Below are 20128 nucleotides of genomic sequence, written 5' to 3' on the forward strand. Positions count from 1 at the left end.
AAAATGATTAAAAAAACCACCCCATCTTGCGAGAGGGTGGTGAGTGCGGAGCTATTAAATTTATTGAGCCTGCTGTTCTGCCTGAATCGCGGTTAAGGCGATGGTAAATACAATATCATCGACCAAAGCACCACGAGACAGGTCGTTCACCGGTTTGTTCAAACCTTGCAACATTGGCCCGACACTGACTACATTGGCAGCACGTTGCACAGCTTTATAAGTCGTATTACCCGTATTTAAATCCGGGAAAATAAAGACATTGGCACGTCCGGCCACTTGTGAATCTGGTGCTTTTTGACGGCCAACACTTTCAACCGAGGCAGCATCATATTGTAATGGCCCATCAATTAGCAGGTCAGGACGACGTTCTTTGGCGATTCGTGTTGCTTCAGCCACTTTCTCGACATCGGCACCCATACCTGAAGTTCCGGTAGAGTAAGAAATCATTGCAATCCGCGGGTCAATGCCAAAGGCTTTGGCAGAATCTGCCGATTGAATCGCAATCTCGGCCAGCTGCTCTGCATCTGGATCAGGATTAATCGCACAGTCGCCATAAACATAGACTTCATCTGGCAGCAGCATAAAGAACACAGAAGAAACCAGTGAATAATCCGGTGCAGTCTTGATCAGCTGAAAGGCAGGACGTACGGTATTGGCCGTGGTATGTACCGCGCCAGAGACCAGACCATCAACCTGATCCAGCGCCAGCATCATGGTGCCGAGCACCACAGTGTCTTGCAGCTGTTCACGCGCTTGCAGTTCGTTGAGTTTGCCTTTACGTAGCTCGACCATCTTGTCGATATAGTTGTCACGAATCAGATCCGGATCCAGAATTTCCAGATCTTCAGGCAATTCGATACCACGAGCTTTTGCCACTTCTAAAACAGATTCGGGATTGGCCAATAAAATACATTGTGCAATGCCACGCGACTGACAGATTGCTGCAGCTTGTATCGTACGTGGTTCATCACCTTCAGGTAATACAATACGTTTTTTGGCCGCAATCGATTTTTGTACCAGTTCATGCCGGAAGGCTGAAGGCGATAGACGTGGCTTATAAGAACCATTCAACATCTGACCGAGCCATTCCGGATTGATGTGACTCGAAACAAAGCGCGTGACCTGATCTGCACGTTCCGTATCATCTACTGGAATTTCATTGCTGAGATTTGTCAGTTTTTGTGCGGTTTCAAAGGTGCTAAGCGGTGTATGTAAAATTGGTAAACCTTGTTTGATGGCGGTCTGGCAAAATTCCAGTACGTGATCATTTGGTTGATGATGTTCAGTTAGCACCAAGCCAGCCAAAGGAATACCATTGCTGCTGGCCAGACTGCTGGCCAATAACACATCAATCCGGTCAGATGCACTGATGATCAATTCACCCGCTACAAATTTATGCAATTCATGTTCAATATTGGCCGAAATCAGGCTGCTGTGCTGGACACGGCGCTGTTTCGCTTCGCCTTCATTAATCCAGTAGGCCTGAATATGTGCCGCCAGATCAGATATACGCGGCACACTTAAAGTTTTACTGAAAGGCACCAGTCCAATTACAGGTAACTTTTCTGAACCAATATGTGGATGGGTTTGCTGGATGGCACGAATAAATTGTGTGGTTTCTTCTGCAAGACGTAAATCCGGATCAAGCGTTACAGGAATCTGTGCAGATTCTTCAGGCAGACCTTTGGTTCGCATCAACAGGATGCCAGACAGGCGGGTTGAACTGGCGCCACCAAAGTTGCGAATCTGGTTTTCAACTTTATCGGCAGTCTGACCTGGCTGCTGGATATTGGCATTGCTGACCACAATCACTTTGGCATCCAAAGCCTGCGCCAGCGAGGCATTCAGATCATCGGCAAAACTGTCCTGAGCATTTGGCAATAGACCTTCGACAATAATCAGGTCATGCTGTCTGGCAATTTGACGATGCAGACGTACCGCTTCTTCCAGCAGTTCATCCTGTTCACCCAGATTAATCTGCTGCAAGACTTTGCTATAACGGATTGGTTCAACAGTTTCACTTTGAGAAATATGACGATACAAAGCCGTAGTACGGTCTTCGACTTCATTCAATTCCTGAGCAAAAGGTTTGAGAAAGCCAGCTTTAACCCCTTGGCATTCCAGTGCATAAATCAGGCCTAAACATGCAGAAGTTAAGCCTACGCCTTCCCCAGTGGGAACCAATAGAATCGTTTTCATAAGTTACGTCAGTCACACAATAATAAAAATCAGTTAAAAAGTGGCCCTGCTTGCTTATGCAAGCGCTACCTCAGCTTCAGACTTTTTTGCGTTTTTTTGCTCCACTTCAAGTTCTACAACGCTATGTACTTCTTGAGCGATACGACCTTCTTCGTCTGTTGGCACTACCCAGATTTGTGGACCTGTACCTGAATCGATACGGCCTTCAGTGCCACGTTTCAGGTCATTATTGGCACTTTTATCCAGGTTGAAGCCGAAGTGGGGCAGATAAGTCATGGTTTTTTCACGGATATAGGCAGAATTTTCGCCAATACCGCCAGTGAAGAACAAGCCATCAATACGTGGCAGACCACAGCTCAGTGCTGCCAGAGATTTGGCTAGACGGTAGCAGAATACTTCAATCGCTAATGCAGCATCTTCATTACCTTGTTCCGATGCTTCAATCAGGGTACGCATGTCATTCGACAAATCAGACAGACCCAACAGACCGCTCTGGCTATTCAGCATCTTGTCAATTTTATAGATATCCCAACCCAGGTTCTTTGCCAGGAAGCTGTGCAGGCTTGGGTCGACATCGCCACTGCGGGTGCCCATGACAATACCTTCAAGCGGGGTCAGACCCATTGACGTATCTACACTTTTCCCATTCCACACGGCACAGGTCGAGCTGCCATTACCGAGATGTGCTGTTAACCAGCCTCCTTGTTTCAGGCTACCTGCCAGTTCAGAACCACGGTCTGAAACATAAGCATGGCTGGTGCCGTGGAAACCATAACGACGCACACCATGGGCTGTATATAAGAATTTTGGCAGGGCATAGCGATATGCATGTGCTGGCATGCTTTGATGGAATGCGGTATCAAATACTGCTATTTGCGGTAAGTCTGGGAACAAGCGTTTGGTGGCTTCAATGCCAATCAGATGTGCCGGATTGTGTAAGGGCGCAAGTGGCGTTGCTTCACGAATCTTTTCAATAATTTCATCATTGATCAATTCTGCTTTGGTCAGGCTGCCACCATGTACCACACGGTGACCAATCGCATCTGGGCGATAGTTAGCCAGACGCTCCAAACCAACTTCAAGGGCTTTTTTATGGTCGGCAAAAGGAATATGGATATCAACCGGTTCGTTACCGACAGTCACGCCTTTGATACGAGCATTCTCTGTGCCTAAATTCTCAGCTAAACCATGAATACGGAAGTTCTGTTCCTCAAGAAGTAATGCAAACTTGATTGAAGAAGAGCCACAATTAATAACTAATACTGATTTAGACACGATTGATTACCCGATTTTTAATTAAAATTCTCGTCCATTGACTTGATCCAGTGATCAGCAAAAAGGCACTAAGCTGAATCAATATTGATGTTTTAACATTTGTTTTTTTTCTGTCCTAGATAGACTTTAGCAGATTAGACTTAAGCATTATCGACCAGGCTGACAATAATAACTAAAATTTATCAGTTCATAGTTTTCATTTATAAATAAAATGATGCTGAAAATATAATCAATAAAGCTGCCAAATTCTATTTTCAATGTCGTACTGGAACAGATTGCTTTCAGTTTAGTGCCTAAAACAGCAAATATGACTTATACATACAATTCTATACAGAGATTCATCAATAAAATGACCCAAAGGTTCTGATCCATTTCGGTTTTAATTTTTATATCCATAAAAAATCAGCCTTGCGAACAAAGCTGATTTTTAAAGTGATCAGCTGAAATAGTTATTGGCGAATCTGACCATCACCAAATACGATCCATTTTTGTGAGGTCAGGCCTTCAAGACCAACCGGACCACGGGCATGAATTTTATCGGTTGAAATTCCGATTTCCGCGCCTAAGCCATATTCAAAACCATCAGCAAAGCGGGTCGAGGCATTGATCATCACCGAACTCGAATCGACACCGGCCAAAAACTCGCGTGCCAGACTGTAATTTTCAGTAATGATCGAATCGGTATGATGTGAGCCATACTGATTAATATGTTCAATCGCTTCTTCTATGCCAGAAACCACTTTGATGGCCAGAATTGGGCCCAGATATTCGGTATACCAGTCTTCTTCAGTGGCCGCAATCACTGCATCAGCAAGAATACGCTGGGTTTCTTTGCAACCACGGAGCTCTACTTTTTTCTCCTGATAAAGTTCTGCGATGCGGGGCAAGAACTCTTCAGCGACTTTTTCATCGACTAGCAAAGTTTCCATGGCATTACACACGCCATAACGATGGGTTTTAGCATTTAAAGCAATGGGTAAGGCTTTTAACAGATCCGCCTGTGCTTCCACATAGATATGGCAATTACCATCCAAATGTTTGATCACCGGGACACGAGCTTCTTCAGTAATGCGCTCGATCAGGCTCTTGCCGCCACGAGGCACAATCACATCGACATATTCGGTCATGGTAATGAGCTGGCCGACTGCAGCACGATCAACGGTATTGATCACTTGTACTGCTGATTCTGGCAGGCCGGAAATTTTCAGCGCATGTTGAATTGCCGCGGCAATCGCCTGATTGGATTCCAGTGCTTCTGAACCGCCACGTAAAATAATCGCATTGCCTGATTTCAGCGCCAGTGAAGCCGCTTCCAGGGTCACGTTGGGACGTGATTCATAAATCATGCCGACCACACCTAAAGGTACACGCATCTTGCCCAGTTGAATGCCAGATGGGCGATAAGCCATATCGCTAATTTCACCAATCGGATCTTTCAGGCCAATCACATCTTTCAGGCCTTCTAACATACCTTTAAAGCGTGCGGGGTTGAGTTCTAAGCGATCAAGCAGGGCACTGTCCAGATTGTTATTATGCGCTTTGGTCATATCTTTCTGGTTGGCAGCCAAAATAGCCGGCTGGCTATTTTCCAAAGCCGTATAAATAGCCGATAGTGCGTTGTTTTTGGTTTGGGTGGACGCACGAGCCAAAATGCGAGAAGCCTGGCGTGCCTGCTGTCCTACCGTTTGCATATATTGTTCAATAGACTCTTGCATAGCGCTTTGATCACTTAGAAATTTCACTTCGATATTAACAGTCTGCTGCCGGACAATGAAGCCCATCTGTTAAAAATCATCCGTTTTCGCGGACTTCTAAACATTTTGAAATTGTTTTCTGTTTAAAAGCAGATAAGTGGTCGCTGAAGCGGTTGCTTGTGAAAAGCTCCTCTGTATAGAATGAAATAAGCGAAATTGAAGTCATATATAATTATTAAAGAGCAGGATGCGTGTTCAGGCTCATCGGAATGTGTCTGAAGCATAAGATCTGTTAATCATGACTTGCACAATAAAAATAAGGCAAGGACGGAGGAAAAGGAAAATGAATTCCATTATCCACATGGATGCCCATGTATTGGATTCGCAAAGCCATTATGGTTTTTTTGATCTTTATGATAAGCACAGTTTTAAGCAGCCAGCACGAAGCACCTGGATGGATGGCTGGAAAATCGAATATATGGCGATTGCCCGTCCGGATACCTTGCATCTCAGGCCGATGGTGATCATTGGGGGCGCCTTCCAGAATTTTAATTCCTATAAATATTGTGTCGAACAGCTCTTCGCTGCCGGCCCGATCATTCTGATTGACTTGCCTTCGATGGGAGCCAACCAGCAGATCAGCAATGTGGATACTGGTCTGTCGGCTGGAACTCTGGAGCTTGAAGACCTTGCTGCCATGCTGGGGCAATGGCTGGAGCAGATGCAACTTCCTCAAGTTTCAATTTTAGGCATGTCCTTAGGCTCAGTAGTCGCCTCCTGTCTGGCAGACCAGCGCCCTGAACTGGTGGATCGGATGATCCTGATGGGCGTAATGCAGAAAACCCGCAAAAGCTGGCGCATGCTATTGGAAGAATCCTTGCATCTGATGAAAGAACAGCGCATGGATGAATTTGGTCAGGCGGTCATTTTATATCTGGTCAATCATGCCCGTCTCAAAGAAACCCGCATGTCACCAACAGCAAAGCGCTTATTCTTCAAGCAGATGTCAGAATTCACGGTGACCGAACAAGAGCGTTATGATATTAACTGCAACCGTCTATTGCGTCTGACCCACGTGCCGATTCCACAGTGCAAGGTTCTGGTGGCCTGTGGTCAATATGACAGTTTTACCTTGCCACATGAGAATGCCAATTTTGCCCTGCAATGTCCAAATATGCAGTATGTACAAATTGCCGGTGCTGACCATGTGCCTCAGTTGCAGCGCAGGAAAGAAACTATGCATCTGTTTGCCGCCTTCTTGCGTGATGAAGCAGTCGAGCAGTTGCCGGGAATTATTCCGTTTAGCCGTGAACAGATGCAGCAGATTGAACGGCGCGGTGAAGAACGGATTTGTGTGCAACAGCCACAACGTTATTTGAGTCATCGTCATTCGGATCTGCTGTTGAATGTAGAAATTATCGACATGAATTTCTTTGGAGTATTGCTGGAGTTAGACGCAGGACAGACAGAGTGTGCCGCAGCTTATCCGCGTGATCTGGCCTTGCATCTGGAAGATGAAAACGGCGAGTTCAAGATCGAATGTCTGATCTTTGAACAGGATGAGACTCAAGTGCGGGCCCTGTTTAAACATGGCAGTTTTGAAGTGGCAGAACGTTTATTGGCTTTTGTGCAACAACAGAAAATCCTTCAGCAAGAAGACGCTTTCGATGCAGTGATTTAATCGGGGCTTAATAAAAAAACAGCGTCATTTAACGCTGTTTTTTTTCACTGCATGAATCATCCAGACCAGATCACCGAGATGTTCATCCTGCTCCGGTGTTAGATTTTGCTGACGAGGCTCGGCAAAATAACGTTGCGGTTGTTGTACCTCAACCTGATTGAAACCGGCATCTTGAAAAAAGTGCTGTAATTCTTGGGGGGTTTTAAAATGAAAGGTAAATGCACTGCGTGACATGAATTTAAGCAGACGGCTACAGCTCCAAATAAAATTCGCCAATTTATTTTTGACGGGTTCCGGGTAAATGTCGCTAAGGTAATGCAAGGCTGGAAAATGTCGTGCATTCTCTGCAATACCTTGCAACAGAATACGCAACATGCGTTGATCAAAGTAATTAATCAGCCCCTCATTAATTACCACCAAAGGTTGGTCGGGATCAAACATCTGAAAGATACAGTCCAACTCTTCACTAAAAATATCTGCAGTGAGCACTTCGGGAGCCTGTTGATCAATCTGCTGCAAGGCTTGGGTCTTGATTCTGGCCATGTCGGGAAGATCCAGTTCGCGATAATCAATCTCGGGAAATTTTTGCCTGAAATTCCAGCTACGTGGAGACAAACCGCAGGCAATTTCAAGAATCTGAAGTTGTGGATGTTGCTCGATCAACTGACACAGATGTTCATCAATCATCTGATGACGCTGCTTGAGTGTGGTACGCATACTGCCACCCACAGAGCGTTCTGCCCATACTTCGAGTGGATGTAGCAGTGTGGCCAGAAACTTGCCTTTAGTCGTGGCAAAGACCGGATGTGAGATCCCCATTTGATACCAGATATAGCCGGTATAATGTGCTGTAAAAGAAATATGGCGATGCTGCGAAAGTGATTTTGGCATAGGGTTCTGACCTTATTGTTATTTTAGTTGGGTGCTACAGAAGTAACGCCTTTTAACATCATAATAAAAAAGGAACACTTTGTCGTGTTCCTTTATCATCTTGATTGGATTTAAAAAGTTTCAGCTAGTCTGCTGCTTGAATACCAGTATTTCATCACGAATCTTGCGCCATTCATCACCCAGATCCAGTTCAGTGCCAATTTGAATCGCTGGAATTTGACCGCGCATACGTTCTAAACGTTCCTGATTTGGCAACGGCAGGTCGGCAATGCCTTCCAGTGCAATACATTGTGCTGCACGATCATTACAGACCAGCCCCATATCACACCCGGCTTTCAGTGCGGCCTGAATTCGGGCATCGGCACCGCCTGCCACACAGGCGGCCTGCATGCTTAAATCATCCGAGAACAGAACGCCGTCAAAACCGAGTTGCTGACGCAAAACTTTCTGAATCCAGAATTCCGAGAATCCGGCCGGATTGGGATCTACCTGACTATAAATCACATGCGCTGGCATTAAAGCATCGAGTTGCGGCTGTAACTGGATAAAGGTCTGCATGTCTTTTTGCTGAATGTCTTCATAGCTGCGCATATCAATGGCTGCGGCAACATGTGAATCCGCTTTGACTGAACCATGACCCGGGAAATGTTTCCCAGTTGACGCCATTCCTGCACGTTTCATCCCTTTTAAAAATGCGCTGGCCAGTGGAATAATATCTGAAATATTTCTGGCAAAGCTTCGGTCACCAATCACATCACTGATGTCGTTTAAATCCAGCACCGGCGCAAAACTGAAATCAATCCCGACAGCCAGTACTTCAATCGCCATCAGCCAGCCGCATTTTTCGGCCAAATCTAAAGCACGCTGCGAATCATGAGCATACAGTTCGCCAAATTTCCCCATCGCAGGGAGCAGGGTAAAGCCCTGTCTTAAGCGCTGCACACGTCCACCTTCCTGATCGACTGCAATCAAAATATCAGGACGAATCTGGCGCATGTGATCGGTTAAGGCACGGACTTGAGCCGCAGATTCGATGTTACGTCCAAATAAAATGACTCCACCGACTTGCGGCGCACCGAATAGTTCAATATCTTCTTGAGTCAGGGTTGTGCCTGCGATGTCGAGCATCAATGCGCCAATCATATGCGGAATCCGTTTTAGAATTTTTCCGGGAAACAATACCTGATTTCTGCAATGATTTGCTACACTTTGTCAGCACAGAATATGATAAAACTACACGACATAAACATATTAAGTTGTTTAAGATGCTGAATACTTTAAATTCTGGTCGAAAAGCAACACGGTCACATTGGTCTCTAGGCCAAGGAAGTACGAATTATTTATGAAATTTCAAACGATAGCTTGCGCCGTTGCGATTGCGACAGGTGGCTTCTTTTTTACCCATGTCGTGAATGATGCGATTGCAGCCAATAGTGCAGAAGTGGTCAGCAAAGCCATTCAGCCATCTCAAGAACAGGCGTTAGTATCACGTCAACTGGCGACGCTGGTGGATCGTCAGCACTATTTGAATATGCGTCTGGATGCCCAGACTTCGCAGCGTATTTTCGATTTCTATATCGATAGTCTGGATCCGGAACATAGCTTATTTCTGGCACCAGAAGTTGAAAATTACAAGAAACGTTATGGGGCCAATTTTGGTGCTCACCTGAAAGCTGGCAATTTGTCGGGTTCTTATGAAATCCATGCGCAATATTGTCAGCGCCTGACCCAGTTCTATACTTATATGCTGGATGAGCTGAAAAAACCGCAGAACCTGAATCAGCCAAATGTCTATATCGAAACGGATCGTGAAAAAGCACCATTCTTTAAAACTGAGGCTGAACAGCGCGCGCACTGGTCAAAAATGCTGGTGTCCCAGCTGATCAATCTGACCATCAGTAAAGAAGAAGAACAGGCCAAACAGAAAGCACTGAAGGCCAATCCAGAACTGGCCAATGGACAAGACCTTACCGGTCCTGAAGATCTGACGCCTGCACAAACCTTGACCAAGCGTTATACCCGTCAGCTGGAACGTGTCAGCCGGATCAAGAGTGATGATGTGCTCGACAAGACCTTGAATGCGATGATGCTGACCTATGATCCGCATAGTAATTATTTCCCGCCTGTAGATGCGATGGAGCTGAATCGTCAGACCACTTTGCAGCTCGAAGGGGTCGGGGTCTCGATTCGTTCTGAACGTGGCAATGAAGATTACACCAAGATTGAAACCATTGTCGAAGGTGGTCCTGCGAGTAAATCCGGTCAGGTGAAATCGGGTGATCGTATCATTGGTGTAGCCCAGGATGGCGAACAGATGGTCGATGTGATTGGCTGGCCAAGCAATGAAATTGTCGGTCTGATTCGCGGCAAGCGTGGCACTAAAGTCACTCTACGTTTACTCGGTGCAGGCGCGACCATGGGGCAGGCACGTAACGTGACCATTACCCGTGATGTGATTCAGGAAGAAGATGCCGGTGTGCGTACGCGTGTCGTCGACATTCAGCGCGATGGCAAGAAATATCAATATGGTGTGATTGAAATCCCGTCGTTCTACCTGAACTATCGTGCACGTCGTGCCGGTACAGATTATCGTTCAGTCTCTGAAGATACCAATAAGGCTTTAAAAGAACTGGCGGCCAAAAATGTTGCCGGAATTATTGTCGATTTGCGTAATAACCCGGGTGGCTCACTAGAAGAAGTGGCACGTATGTTGGGGCAGGTGATTAAATCTGGCCCAGTGGTGCAGATTCGTGATGGTAATGGCAATGTTAGCGTCTTTGAAGATGATGATGGCGGTGCACAAACCTATGCGGGTCCTTTGGCAGTAATGATTAATCTGGCCTCTGCATCGGCCAGCGAAATTTACTCCGCAGCGATTCAGGATTATGAACGCGGGATTGTGATCGGCAGTACCACCACTGGTAAGGGTACGGCGCAGGTGCAACTGGATAGCTTGGCCCATGGTCAGGCGACACTGACACAGCGTAAATTCTACCGGGTGACTGGTGGTAGTACCCAGAATAAAGGGGTTGTGCCAGACATTAAACTGGTCGATATTTATAACGAAGAATTTGGTGAGCGTAAGGCTAAAAATGCCTTGCAGTGGGATACCATTCCAACCGCACCGTTTAAACGTGAAGGTGCAGTACAGAAATATGTACCTGAATTGGCTAAACTTTCTCAGCAACGGGTCGTGCTGGATTCTCAGTTCAAGTATCTGGAACAGCGTAAGGCGGTGATGAAAAAAGCCGAGGAAGAAAAGCGTCAGGTACTGGACTTGCAACAGCGTAAAGCAGAGTTGATTGCCATGGAGCAAAAAACGCTGGAGGCAGAAAATACCCGCCGTATGGCTACAGGTCTTAAACCTTATCCGAACTGGGAAACTTATCAGGCTTCAATGGATGCACTGATTGAAACCCGTGCCAAAATGAAAGCCAAAGAGCGTCCGGCGCTTCCTGAAGAAGAAGCCTTTGTGATCGAAGCTGCGCATGTGTTGCTGGATTATGCCAAGCTACAGGCCAAACAGTAACTTTTAAGCGTGTCCATTTAAGGATCTAAAAAAATAGCCTGTTTCGACAGGCTATTTTTTTATGACATCCGGCTATTTAAAAATCAGAATAAATTTTTCATATGAATTGCTAGCTGTCTAAATAAAAAGAAAAAAATTGTGACGGTGGTCGAATAAATAAACTGGAAAAATAGATTTAAACATTTGCTAAAATTTTCAAGACTCATAAGATAGAAGTCATATTTTATGCTGATGCTCATCATGATTTCAGAATCTGTTCTCGACACTGAATTAAAGAAATATAAATTCTAATTTTATTTAAAACCAGAGGCTTTGCACAGCGACACATGTGCATTGCTTGTCAACTTTACGATTCTGACGGCTTTAAACTTGACCAGGTGGAAATAGAAATACACGTGAGGGGAATAATAACAATGATGACCAATACGGAACATTTTATATGATCCCTATTCAGCATGATATCAGTCTGGTCATCGGATCAACTCTCTTTGCTTTCGTCGCTGGCTATTTTTTGATGCCGATTCAAAAAATATGGTGGCGTGAGTCGCGAAGAAAATTTGCAACACTCATGCTATTTGCAACGGCCGCATTACTGGGGCTGTTGATCTGGTCGATCCATTTCATTGGGATGACAGCAATTCATTTAAGTCATGCCTATCATTTTGATTTCAGCTGGATGTTGCTCTCTTATTTGAGTGTCTTTACGGCTTCTATTTTTACCCTCTGCTTAATGATCCAAAGCATCTGGTCATTTTCCAGAGTGGCTCTCGTGATCGTGGTGATGAGTCTCGGGGTCTCAGCCATGCACTATACAAGTAGTCTTAGGGCCAACTTTGAGAGAACAGAGATTACGCCAATCACAGAATCTTCACATGCGACTTATGATCTGTTGTTCGCGGTTGTGTTAATCAGTGCTCTGTTACTGATTGCCATGATTCGTCTGGTTCTCTCAGAATTGCGTCTGGCATCTCTGAATCGCCAACTGCGATGGGCCAATAAAGAGCTCGAAAATCAAAATATCCAGGATAATCTCACCAAATTACCCAACCGTTTATACCTGGCTGAATACGCAGATATCTTGTTTTCCAAGCAACAACATCAGCAGGAAATTGCCTTTTTATATATTGATCTGGATCGTTTTAAGGCGGTGAATGATGTGTTTGGTCATCAGGTCGGAGACCAGTTGCTGATTCAACTGACTGCGCGTATTCATCAGTTATGGGGTGACCGTTCCAAGCTGCTTAGAATTGGTGGCGATGAGTTCCTGATGGTGCTGGAAAACACGTCCGTCAGCAAAGCTTCAGAAATGTCAGAGCAGATTCTAAATCTGATTCAGGACAGCTTCCTGATTGATGGCAAAACCATTAATATTTCGGGCAGTATCGGAATCGCGATGTATCCGGAGCATGGCAAAAATCTGCAAGATTTACTGGTAAATGCCGATGCTGCAATGCTCAGTTCTAAATATCAGGGCCGCAATACCTATTCAGTCTTTAATTTTTCTTCTGATCAGCATGAATCCAAGAGCCAGAGCAAGCTGATTAATGATCTGTATAAAGCAGTTGAAGATCAGCAATTTGTACTGTTTTATCAACCCAAATTTACCGGTAAACGAAAAATTTGTGGGGTAGAAGCCCTGATTCGCTGGCAGCATCCGTTACATGGGTTGCTGGGTCCCAATATGTTTATTCATGGTGCTGAGAAAACCGGGCTTATTATTCAGATGGGCTATTGGGCACTGGAACAGGCTTGCAAACAGATCCAACTCTGGGAAAAAAATAATACCGACTTTTTCCCGATTGCCGTGAATTTGTCTGCGGTGCAGTTTGAGCATAAGCATCTATTAGCTAATCTGCAAAACCTGTTTAAACGCTATAAGATCAATCCGCAGCATTTGATGATCGAGATTACTGAATCGACCGCCATGCATTATATCGATGCCAGTATTCGTACCCTTGAACAATTACGTAATATCGGCATCCAGCTGGCGATTGATGATTTTGGAACCGGACATTCCAGCTTTTTATATCTAAAAAATCTGCCCGTGGATGAACTGAAAATTGATAAAGAGTTTATTCAGGATCTTAGCGTCGGCTCTAAAGAAGAAATGATTCTGGAAAGCATTATTCGGCTGGCGATTAAACTGGGTTTAAAAGTAACGGCTGAAGGCATAGAAACCACGCTGCAAGCAGATATTTTGACTCGACTCGGTTGTCAGCAATTACAAGGTTATTTGCTGGCAAAGCCGATGCCAGTCGAGTCATTGGAAATACAGGATTTTCTGTCTTAATTTGAATTTTTATACGCTACTAATGCGGTACTAAAGAGTACGGTGGACCTATATTTAGCGTTATTCAGCAGGCCAGTTGAATGACACAAACTCCCATATTTAAGCTTCATAACCGTATTATTTCCGACTCAATCTGGGCTGAAAAATCCAGCAGTCAGCAAGTGTAGATCTTATAAATACTGTCATTTCCTTCAGCCGTGGGCATACTTATTGGCTTTAGAAATCTGCTACAATATCGCCAATTTTCATATTGATCGTTTTTGATCTTGAGCACTGCGGTTCTGCAGTAGGTATTTTCCATGAGTTTTAAAGATGAGTTAGCGGCGCAGGTCGCTCAGCGACGTACATTCGCCATTATTTCCCACCCCGATGCCGGTAAAACCACCATGACAGAAAAGCTGCTGTTATGGGGGCAGGCGATTCAGGTTGCAGGTATGGTGAAAAGCCGTAAGTCTGACCGGGCCGCTACATCAGACTGGATGGAAATGGAAAAAGAACGTGGCATCTCGATCACGACCTCGGTGATGCAGTTCCCGTTCAAAGACAAGATGATCAACCTGCTCGATACCCCGGGACATGAAGATTTCTCGGAAGATACCTATCGTACCTTAACCGCCGTTGACTCGGCATTAATGGTGATTGATGGTGCAAAAGGGGTAGAAGACCGGACCATTAAATTGATGGACGTGTGTCGTATGCGCGATACACCGATTATTTCTTTTGTTAACAAAATGGACCGTGAAATCCGTGAGCCACTGGAGCTTCTGGATGAAATCGAAAACGTTCTGAAAATTAAATGTGTTCCGATCACCTGGCCGCTGGGTACGGGGCGTGATTTTGCCGGTGTATTTAATTTAATCGAAGAAAAATTCTACATCTACAAAACCGGTTTTGGTTCAACCATTCCTACAATCGAAATACGTGATGGTTATGACTATCCAGATCTTCGTGAGAAAGTTGGAGAGCTGGCGTGGGCTGCATTTGAAGAATCACTTGAACTGGTGCAAATGGCCAATGAGCCACTGGATCGTGAAGAGTTCCTGGCAGGCCGTCAAACGCCGGTCTTGTTCGGTACAGCCTTGGGTAACTTTGGGGTTGACCATGTGCTGGATGCCTTTAGTCAATATGCACCGCCGCCGAAGGCCCATCCTACTCAGGCTCGTGTTGTAGAAGCTGATGAAGAAGGTTTTAGCGGGTTTGTCTTTAAAATTCAGGCCAATATGGATCCGAAACATCGTGACCGTATTGCATTCATGCGAATTTGTTCAGGTAAATATGAAAAAGGTCTGAAAATGAAGCATGTACGTCTGGATAAAGATGTGCGGATTAGTGATGCCTTAACCTTCCTGGCCGGTGACCGCCAGCATCTGGAAGAAGCGTGGCCGGGCGATATTATCGGACTGCATAACCACGGCACCATTCAGATTGGTGATACCTTTACTTCAGGTGAAAAGCTACAGTTCACAGGTATTCCGCACTTTGCACCGGAAATGTTCCGTCGTGTACGCTTAAAAGATCCTTTGAAATCGAAACAGTTGCAAAAGGGCCTGAAAGAGTTGTCTGAAGAAGGTGCAACACAGGTATTTATGCCACAGCATAATAATGACCTGATCGTGGGTGCAGTGGGCGTACTTCAGTTTGAAGTGGTGGCGTATCGTTTGAAAGAAGAATATAAAGTTGACTGTGTTTACGAACCCGTGAACATCAATACTGTTCGTTGGGTGTCTTGTGATGACGAGAAAAAATTTAACGAATTCAAGAAAAAAGCCCACGACCAGTTGTCAGTCGATGGCGGTGGTCACTTGACTTATCTTGCGCCAAGCCGAGTGAATTTACAGCTCATGCAAGAACGTTATCCGGACATCGTGTTCCATAATACGCGCGAACACTAAACTTTCAGGTATTCAAATATCGTCTAAAAATATCAAACAGCTTCTCCGGAAGCTGTTTTGTTTTATGTTACATTTAAACTATTCATAACCTGATAGATTGTTTAAAAATGAAGTTCAGCAAGGAAGCCGCCCTCGGTGCTGTCATTGGTTTAAGTCTTGTCCTGAGTGGCTGTGATAAAAGCGAAAAAGAACCGGAACTTGACCAGCCGGATGGAAAAACAACCCCAGTTAAGCAAAGTGCCAGTATTTTGCCTTACCTGAATATTAAAGAACAACCGGCCAAGATCGCCTTGCCATTTTGTGAAACCAAAAACTGTATTAATGTCGATATCCAGACTTTATATACGGCTGATCCCTGGATGAATCACTGGATCGAAAAACAGCAGGCCAAGGTAATTCAGGATCAAATTGGCTTAAAACAGGATATGAGTTTACAACAGGCAATGAATGCCTATGTGAAAAAATCGGATGCCTGGCAGGCTCAACTCCAGCTCAATCAGGCTTATGAATTATCGCTGTATACCCGCATTCCCTATCAGCGTAATCAATATGTCTTGCTGCAAATTGGTATTGATAGTAAACAGGAAAATATCAGTGTGTATGAGCGCTATTATTTTTTTGTAGTCGATCGTCAACAGCAAAAAATGCTGACCCCACTGGATATTATCGATCCCAAACAACAGTTGTTAATGGATCAGATCATTCAAACCGCTTATGAAAAATGGTTAAAAGACAATAATCACGAGGTTCAGCAGCAAGCACCGAAAAAACTGTATTGGGGGCAGGCTGAGTGGTTCTTCGATCAGGAAGGGATTGGTCTGCATTATCGTAGTCATGACATTAGCAAAGATGCCAAACAACTGGATATCTATTTAACAAAAGAACAAACACAACAGGTCTTGAAAGCCGAAGTCTATCGGAATATGTTCTAAAGGTCGTAATCCTCTCAGGATTAATTACACGTTTTGAAAAGGGTAATGAATGCCAAAATATAAGAATATTTTTTGTCTATCGATACTGGCATCCGCAGTTTTACTGAGTGCATGTCAGCCGAAGAGCAATGAGCCGAAAGAGCCGACTTCTCCTGAAGTGGTACAAACCGAGCCAGAAGTCCTGAAACTTAGTGGTGATACCGAAAAACTCAAGCTGGTGATTCCAGAGTGTGAGGGTAAAAACTGTCCGGAAATTTCGATTGAACGCCTGAACAGTAATCAGCGCTTTATTGATGAATGGATCGATCAGCAGATTTTGCAACAGTTAAAAAATATCCTGTCTGTCGATGCGATTGAGCCGGCAAAAGCCACTGCTGCCAGTGAAGCCGAAGTGGCTGCTTCTGAACCAAAAACAGCCTTGTCGACGGTCACTACACCAAAACAGCAGCTTGAGCAGCAAATTCAGCCCTCTATGCAGACCTTCTTGAATCTGGATAAGGAGCTCAAAGCACTGAGTGCCAGTCATAGCATTAGCCTGATGATTAAGCCCAAGATTCTGAATTCGGGTGATCCATTGGCGACTGTGGTACTAAACAGTAGCCATTATCTGGGAGGTGCGCACGGGGCATCTGCACAGCGCTATTATAATTTTGATCTTGAACAGCAAACACTGGTCAAGCTGGATGACATTATTGCAGAGAAGCAAAAAGCCAAACTTGAAGCACAGGCATATGAGGCTTTTAAAGTCTGGGTCATGGAGTCCAAGCTGGCAAAAGATGTCGCTGAATATGAACAGGCCTGGAAGTTCACACTGACCGATAATTTTTATCTGGCCAAAGAAGGGTTGATCTTACAATATGCCGAATATGAAATCGGACCTTATGTGGTGGGTTTGCCGCGCTTAATGATCCCTTATGCGCAGCTACAAGGCGTGCTAAAACCACAATATCTGCCGCAAGCTGAAACAGCAGCCTCCGAGGCACAGCCAGCCTTAGCATCTAAAGCCGAATGAAGTTAAAACTGTTCGATACGCATACCCATTTTGATGTTCCCGATTTTGATCATGATCGGGAGCAACTGGCGTATGCGGCCAAAGCGGTAGGTGTGGAGCATCTGGTTTTAATTGGCTTTTTGCAAAACCGCTTTCAGGATTTGTTAAAAACCCATTGTTTTATCAATGACTTGAAAGATGCACCGTATAGCCATTTGGCACCCGGCTTGCATCCATTTTATATTGAACAGCATCAGGCTGAACATTTACATGATTTAGAGCAGCTGCTTAGAGTTGAACAATGCATTGCCATTGGTGAAATCGGTCTCGACACATTTTTAAAGCAGCATAAACAACCTGAAATTTTTCAAAAGCAGCAAGATTTTTTCGCTGCACAAATTGAACTGGCACAACAATTCGATAAGCCGATTTTGCTGCATATCCGTAAATCACATGCAGAAGTTTTACAAATTTTAAAACAGCATCAGTTTAAACAGGGTGGAATCGCACATGCCTTTGGCGGAGGTGTCGAGGAAGCCAAGGCTTTTGTCAAGTTGGGGTTTAAGCTTGGTGTTACTGGTCAGATTACCAATCCGAATGCCAGGAAACTGCATCAGGTGGTACAGGCAGTCGGTGCAGAACATCTGGTGCTGGAAACCGATTGTCCGGATATGACGCCGTTATGCTGTCAACAGTCAGGTGAGCAACGTACCCGCAATACACCTGCCAACTTGCCTTATGTACTGGAAGGTTTGGCACAAAGCTTAGGGCAAGATCAAGCCAAATTGGCACAGCAGCTCTGGCAGAATACCCATCAGGTTTTGAATTTGGCCGATGAATAATGCCGGTTTTTATTGCCCGGCTGTATCTGCTGTAATTTGGTATCTGTTAAAAAAAGATGCATTATGCAATTTCTAAAATGCCTCAGACTTGGCATCATGCATATATATTATTTTAGGTGAGATTCACATGGCACAAGGACTTTTGGCGGGTAAGCGCTTCTTGATCGCGGGTATTGCGAGTAAATTATCCATTGCTTTTGGTATTGCTCAGGCATTACATCGTGAAGGTGCTGAATTGGCTTTTACTTATCCAAATGAAAAGCTGAAAAAGCGGGTAGATGACTTTGCTGAACAGTTTGGTTCAAAACTGGTTTTTCCTTGTGATGTGGCGGTAGATGCTGATATTGATAATGCATTTGCTGAGCTGGCAAAACACTGGGATGGTCTGGACGGCGTGGTGCATTCTATCGGTTTCGCACCGGCGCATACTTTGGATGGTGACTTTACCGAAATCACAGACCGCGAAGGTTTCAATATTGCACATGACATCAGTGCCTATAGCTTTATCGCGATGGCACGTGCGGCAAAGCCTTTGCTACAAGTTCGTCAAGGCTGCCTGTTAACGCTAACTTATCAAGGTTCTGAGCGCGTAATGCCGAACTATAACGTGATGGGTATGGCCAAAGCCTCTTTAGAAGCCGGTGTTCGTTATTTAGCTTCGAGCTTGGGTCAGGAAGGTATTCGTGTCAATGCCATCTCTGCGGGTCCAATCCGTACTCTGGCTGCTTCAGGCATTAAATCATTCCGTAAAATGCTCGACTTAAATGAAAAAGTTGCGCCATTAAAACGTAATGTAACGATTGAAGATGTCGGCAATGCAGCATTATTCCTGTGCTCGCCATGGGCCAATGGCATTACCGGTGAAATCCTGTATGTCGATGCCGGTTTCAATACCGTGGGTATGAGTGCTGATTTAATGGCGGATGCGGAATAAAGGTCTATTCTCTGCCGTGGGGGGGAGAGTTCCTCCCTTTTTTAAAGGAAGGTTAGGAGGGATTATTTTTCTTTAATCTTGCTAAACCCTTTCTTTAAAAAAAGAGTGAATGAGCAAAATCCCCTCATTCCCCCTTTGATAAAGGGGAAATTCACTCAAGGCCATAAAAAAGACCGCATATGCGGTCTTTTTTAGATTTGCAGGACAGCGATTAAGCCTGACCATCTACAACGGCAGTTTGTGCACGTTGCATATTGGCTTCAAATTCAGCATCGAAGTTGATTGGGGTAAGCAGCAACTGTGGGAAGCTACCTTTAGTCACCATATCATTCACTGCTTCACGCAGGAACGGGAACAGAATGTTCGGGCAGTATGCGCCCAGGATGTATGGAAGACGCTCTTCTTCAACGCCATCTACCAAGAAGATACCGGCTTGAGTCACGTCGACGATAAAAGCAGTATCACCTTCATTGGTCGCTTGAACAACGACTTTTAAAGCCACTTCAAAATGAGTCTCATCAATTTTTTCTGCAGAAGAAGAAAGGTTGATGTTGAGCTCAGGTTGCCATTGCTTGGTAAAAACTTGTGCCCCAGGAACCTCAAAAGAAATATCTTTGGTGTAAATACGCTCTAATGCCAATTGTGGTTGAGCTTGTTGTTCTTCACTCATTCTTTGATCCTTAATATAAAGTGATGATTTTAGTAGAATTAAGCCAGTAATTCATCAAGTTTGCCTTCACGCTCTAAAGCATAAAGCTGGTCGAAACCACCGATGAATTGATCCTTAATAAAAATTTGTGGCACAGTGCGGTGATTGGTACGCTGCATCAATTCAAGACGTACTTCAGGTGCTTCTTGAGATAGATTAATTTCTTTATATGCGACACCTTTACGCTCAAGCAACTGTTTTGCACGCACGCAATAAGGACACACAGTCGTTGAATAAACAATAACGTCAGCCATGATCAATCTCCTGTT

Annotated in this window: 15 protein-coding genes; 8 read left to right on the forward strand and 7 right to left on the reverse strand. The window is 44.7% G+C overall.

Features of this window, described 5'->3' with window-relative positions:
- Positions 1-60 precede the first annotated feature (60 nt).
- From pta to KT990_RS11595, 3 genes are all read right to left on the reverse strand, one after another.
- Entirely contained in the window at positions 61-2199 is a 2139-nt protein-coding gene (pta, locus tag KT990_RS11585; protein WP_005172751.1) for a phosphate acetyltransferase, read from the reverse strand.
- 54 nt (positions 2200-2253) lie between these two features.
- Entirely contained in the window at positions 2254-3474 is a 1221-nt protein-coding gene (locus tag KT990_RS11590) for an acetate/propionate family kinase (RefSeq protein WP_005172750.1), read from the reverse strand.
- A 449-nt stretch (positions 3475-3923) separates the two neighbouring features.
- Entirely contained in the window at positions 3924-5189 is a 1266-nt protein-coding gene (locus KT990_RS11595; RefSeq protein ID WP_034609142.1) for a glutamate-5-semialdehyde dehydrogenase, read from the reverse strand.
- A 322-nt stretch (positions 5190-5511) separates the two neighbouring features.
- On the opposite strand from KT990_RS11595, the gene KT990_RS11600 reads away from it, so the two are divergent.
- A complete protein-coding gene (locus KT990_RS11600; RefSeq protein WP_218208812.1) occupies positions 5512-6849 on the forward strand; it encodes an alpha/beta fold hydrolase in 1338 nt (445 codons plus the stop codon).
- A gap of 24 nt (positions 6850-6873) precedes the next feature.
- Here the strand turns inward: KT990_RS11600 and KT990_RS11605 are convergent, their stop codons facing one another.
- Together KT990_RS11605 and nagZ are read right to left on the reverse strand one after the other, a co-directional pair.
- A complete protein-coding gene (locus KT990_RS11605; protein WP_005172745.1) occupies positions 6874-7740 on the reverse strand; it encodes a class I SAM-dependent methyltransferase in 867 nt (288 codons plus the stop codon).
- A 120-nt stretch (positions 7741-7860) separates the two neighbouring features.
- Complete coding sequence (gene nagZ / locus KT990_RS11610) at positions 7861-8883, reverse strand: beta-N-acetylhexosaminidase (RefSeq protein WP_005172743.1); 1023 nt, start codon at positions 8881-8883, stop codon at positions 7861-7863.
- 199 nt (positions 8884-9082) lie between these two features.
- Between nagZ and KT990_RS11615 the strand changes: the two genes are divergently transcribed.
- From KT990_RS11615 to KT990_RS11645, 7 genes are all read left to right on the forward strand, one after another.
- Positions 9083-11269, forward strand: coding sequence for a carboxy terminal-processing peptidase (locus KT990_RS11615; protein ID WP_218208813.1), 2187 nt, complete (start codon positions 9083-9085; stop codon positions 11267-11269).
- Between the two features lie 439 nt (positions 11270-11708).
- Complete coding sequence (locus tag KT990_RS11620) at positions 11709-13559, forward strand: putative bifunctional diguanylate cyclase/phosphodiesterase (RefSeq protein WP_218208814.1); 1851 nt, start codon at positions 11709-11711, stop codon at positions 13557-13559.
- 299 nt (positions 13560-13858) lie between these two features.
- The gene (locus tag KT990_RS11625) at positions 13859-15451 is read left to right on the forward strand and encodes a peptide chain release factor 3 (RefSeq protein ID WP_005095608.1); all 1593 of its coding nucleotides are present in this window, start codon (positions 13859-13861) and stop codon (positions 15449-15451) included.
- 107 nt (positions 15452-15558) lie between these two features.
- Positions 15559-16383, forward strand: a complete 825-nt coding sequence (locus tag KT990_RS11630; RefSeq protein WP_218208815.1) for a hypothetical protein — start codon at positions 15559-15561, stop codon at positions 16381-16383.
- 49 nt (positions 16384-16432) lie between these two features.
- Complete coding sequence (locus tag KT990_RS11635; RefSeq protein ID WP_100357525.1) at positions 16433-17395, forward strand: RsiV family protein; 963 nt, start codon at positions 16433-16435, stop codon at positions 17393-17395.
- On the forward strand, positions 17392-18216 hold the full coding sequence (locus KT990_RS11640; protein WP_218208816.1) for a TatD family hydrolase: 825 nt from the start codon (positions 17392-17394) through the stop codon (positions 18214-18216). Before KT990_RS11635 ends, KT990_RS11640 begins: the two co-directional genes overlap by 4 nt.
- A 127-nt stretch (positions 18217-18343) precedes the next feature.
- On the forward strand, positions 18344-19150 hold the full coding sequence (locus KT990_RS11645; protein ID WP_005095616.1) for an enoyl-ACP reductase FabI: 807 nt from the start codon (positions 18344-18346) through the stop codon (positions 19148-19150).
- A 211-nt stretch (positions 19151-19361) separates the two neighbouring features.
- On the opposite strand, the gene secB is transcribed toward KT990_RS11645, so the two are convergent.
- Both secB and grxC read right to left on the reverse strand, forming a co-directional pair.
- Entirely contained in the window at positions 19362-19820 is a 459-nt protein-coding gene (secB, locus tag KT990_RS11650; RefSeq protein WP_100534613.1) for a protein-export chaperone SecB, read from the reverse strand.
- A 38-nt stretch (positions 19821-19858) separates the two neighbouring features.
- The gene (grxC, locus tag KT990_RS11655; protein WP_100329331.1) at positions 19859-20116 is read right to left on the reverse strand and encodes a glutaredoxin 3; all 258 of its coding nucleotides are present in this window, start codon (positions 20114-20116) and stop codon (positions 19859-19861) included.
- Between the last annotated feature and the right edge of the window lie 12 nt (positions 20117-20128).

The sequence above is a fragment of the Acinetobacter sp. F9 genome, from assembly GCF_019195275.1.
In the GTDB taxonomy this organism is placed as follows: Bacteria; Pseudomonadota; Gammaproteobacteria; order Pseudomonadales; family Moraxellaceae; genus Acinetobacter; species Acinetobacter pseudolwoffii.